At 72.2% G+C, this 2,879-nt stretch carries 2 protein-coding genes and 1 pseudogene; all 3 read left to right on the plus strand.

Annotated elements, in window-relative coordinates; all coding sequences use genetic code 11:
• Positions 1–502: pseudogene (locus B7767_RS34985) on the plus strand (hypothetical protein); the annotation flags it as partial.
• Positions 499–1,458, plus strand: a complete 960-nt coding sequence (gene aztC, locus B7767_RS34990) for a zinc ABC transporter substrate-binding protein AztC (RefSeq protein ID WP_085575594.1) — start codon at positions 499–501, stop codon at positions 1,456–1,458. The pseudogene B7767_RS34985 and the gene aztC, both read left to right, overlap by 4 nt.
• A gap of 128 nt (positions 1,459–1,586) precedes the next feature.
• Positions 1,587–2,792, plus strand: coding sequence for a zinc metallochaperone AztD (aztD, locus tag B7767_RS34995; RefSeq protein WP_085575595.1), 1,206 nt, complete (start codon positions 1,587–1,589; stop codon positions 2,790–2,792).
• Positions 2,793–2,879 lie beyond the last annotated feature (87 nt).

Here is a 2,879-nt window from a genome sequence, read left to right on the forward strand (position 1 = left end):
CGGCGTCCTGCTGGTCCGCGAGGACGACGGAGGCTTCACGGTCGAGAGGATCCCGTACGGCCGCGACCTGCCCGCGGGGGAACGGGCGTCGTCCTTCCGTCACCGCGCGGGCAGCGACACCCTCACCGCACCGGCCGGGAACCGGGCCGTGTGGGTGCTGGACGTCACCGAACGCACGTGGACCCGCGTGGAGACCGGCCCGGTCGTCGCCGCCAACACCGCCGGAGAGGGCTCCCCACTCCTCGTCCTGGAGACCGACGGGGCACTGCACGGCTACGACATCACCACCGGCGAGCCGGTCGCCCGGACCGGGCGGCTCCTCACCGGGGATCCGCGGGCGGGCACCGGCGGACCCGTGATCGAGGTCGACCGCAGCCGTGCCTACCTCAACGACCCGGAAGGCAGTCGCGTGCACGAGATCGACTACAACGACGGCCTGCGCGTCGCCCGCACCTTCGACCTGGACATGAAGCCGGCGCTGATGGTGGAGACCGGACGATGACGACACCGGAACGAACCGTTCTGCGGCTGCGCCGCCTCCTGGCGGCCCTGGTCGCCCTCGCCTGCGCGGCTACGGCCACCGCCTGCACGAGCGGCGACGAGCGGCCCCGGGTCGTGGTGACGACCAACATCCTCGGTGACGTCACCCGCGAGGTCGTCGGCGACGAGGCCGAGGTCACCGTACTGATGAAGCCCGGTGCCGACCCGCACTCCTTCGGCCTGTCGGCCGTGCAGGCCGCCGAACTGGAACACGCCGACCTGGTGGTCTTCAACGGCCTGGGCCTGGAGGAGAACGTACTGCGGCACGTGGAGGCCGCCCGCGAGTCCGGGGTCGCCACCTTCGAGGCCGGCGGGGCGGTGGACCCGCTCACCTTCCGGAAGCAGGCCGACGGAGGCCCCGAGGAGGAGGCCGGGCGGCCCGACCCGCACTTCTGGACCGACCCCGACCGCGTGCGCAGGGCCGCCGGACTGATCGCCGACCAGGTGATCGAGAACGTGGACGGCGTGGACGAGGAGGCGGTCCGGGACAACGCCGAACGCTACGACGCACGACTCGCCGATCTCACCGCCTGGATGGAGAAGTCCTTCGACGGCATACCCGAGGACCGGCGCGCCCTGGTCACCAACCACCACGTCTTCGGCTACCTCGCCGACCGCTTCGGCTTCCGCGTGATCGGCGCGGTCGTCCCCAGCGGCACCACCCTGGCCTCTCCCAGCTCCTCCGACCTGCGCTCGCTCACCGAGGCCATGCGCGAAGCGGGCGTGCGCACCGTCTTCGCGGACTCCTCCCAGCCCACCCGCCTGGCCGAGGTCCTGCGCACGGAACTCGGCGGCCGGGTGCGCGTCGTCGAGCTCCACTCCGAGTCGCTGACCGAGAAGGGCGGGGGCGCCGACACCTACCTGCGGATGATGCGCGCCAACACCGAGGCCATGACCGACGGCCTGACCGCCGGCTGAACCCGCGCCGTCGCACCGGGCCGGCCCGACCAGCCGGCACCACCCGCCACCCGGCCCACCATCCGCCGCCCGACCCACCACCCACCACCCCGACGCCGCGTCCGCGCGGCCGGAAAGGAACACACACAGTGAACAAGCCGATACGCAAAAGAGTCGTCTCCGGTACGGCCCTCGCCCTCGCGGTGTCCGCGGTCCTGACCGCCTGCGGGGGAGGGGGCGGCGCCTCCTCCGACACGAAGGCGGCGAAGGCGACGCCCGGCACCACACCCGCCGGAGACGTCAAGGACCCGCTGGTCGCCACCTTCGACGGCGGCCTGTACATCCTGGACGGCGAGAGCCTGAAGCCGGTCAGGACCATCGAGCTGCCCGGCTTCAACCGGGTCAACCCCGCCGGGGACGACGACCACGTCATCGTCTCCACCGACACGGGCTTCCGCGTCCTCGACGCCACCGGGCAGACCCTCACCGGCATCACCTACGAGGGAGCCAAGCCCGGACACGTCGTACGGCACGCCGGCAGGACGGTGCTCTTCACCGACGGCACCGGAGAGGTCAACGTCTTCGACCCCGCCGACCTCGACGGCGGCAAGAAGCCGGAAGGACGCACCTACACCTCCGCCGAGGCGCACCACGGCGTCGCGATCGAACTGAGCAACGGCGAACTCCTCACCACCCTCGGCACCGAGGAGAAGCGCACCGGCGCCCTCGTCCTCGACAAGAACGACAAGGAGATCGCACGCAGCGAGAACTGCCCCGGCGTCCACGGCGAGGCCGCGGCCCGGGGCGAGGCCGTCGCCGTCGGCTGCGAGGACGGCGTCCTGATCTACAAGGACGGCGAGTTCACCAAGGTCGACGCCCCCGACGACTACGGCCGCATCGGCAACCAGGCGGGCAGCGACGCGTCACCGGTCCTCCTGGGCGACTACAAGACCGATCCGGACGCCGAGCTGGAACGGCCGACCCGCGTCTCCCTCATCGACACCGGGACCGGGAAGCTGCGCCTGGTCGACCTCGGCACCAGCTACTCCTTCCGCTCACTCGGACGCGGACCGCACGGCGAGGCCCTCGTCCTCGGCACGAACGGCGCCCTCCACGTCATCGACCCCCGGACCGGCGAGGTGGAGAAGGAGATCCCCGTCGTCGACGCTTGGCAGGAGCCCCTGGACTGGCAGCAGCCCCGGCCCACCCTCTTCGTCCGCGACCACACCGCGTACGTCTCCGAACCGGGCAAGCGGGGGCTCCACGCGGTCGACATCGAGACCGGCGAGAAACTGGCGTCGGTGACCCTGCCGAAGAGCACGAACGAACTCTCCGGCGTCACCGCCGGCCACTGACGGCCGGTTCGGCAGGACGAGGCGCCCCGGCCCGCCGGCCCGGTCCGGCGCGGCCGGGGCGGCGCTGCCGGCGGACGTCTCCCACCT

Source organism: Streptomyces sp. 13-12-16 (assembly GCF_002114215.1).
Lineage (GTDB): Bacteria > Actinomycetota > Actinomycetes > Streptomycetales > Streptomycetaceae > Streptomyces.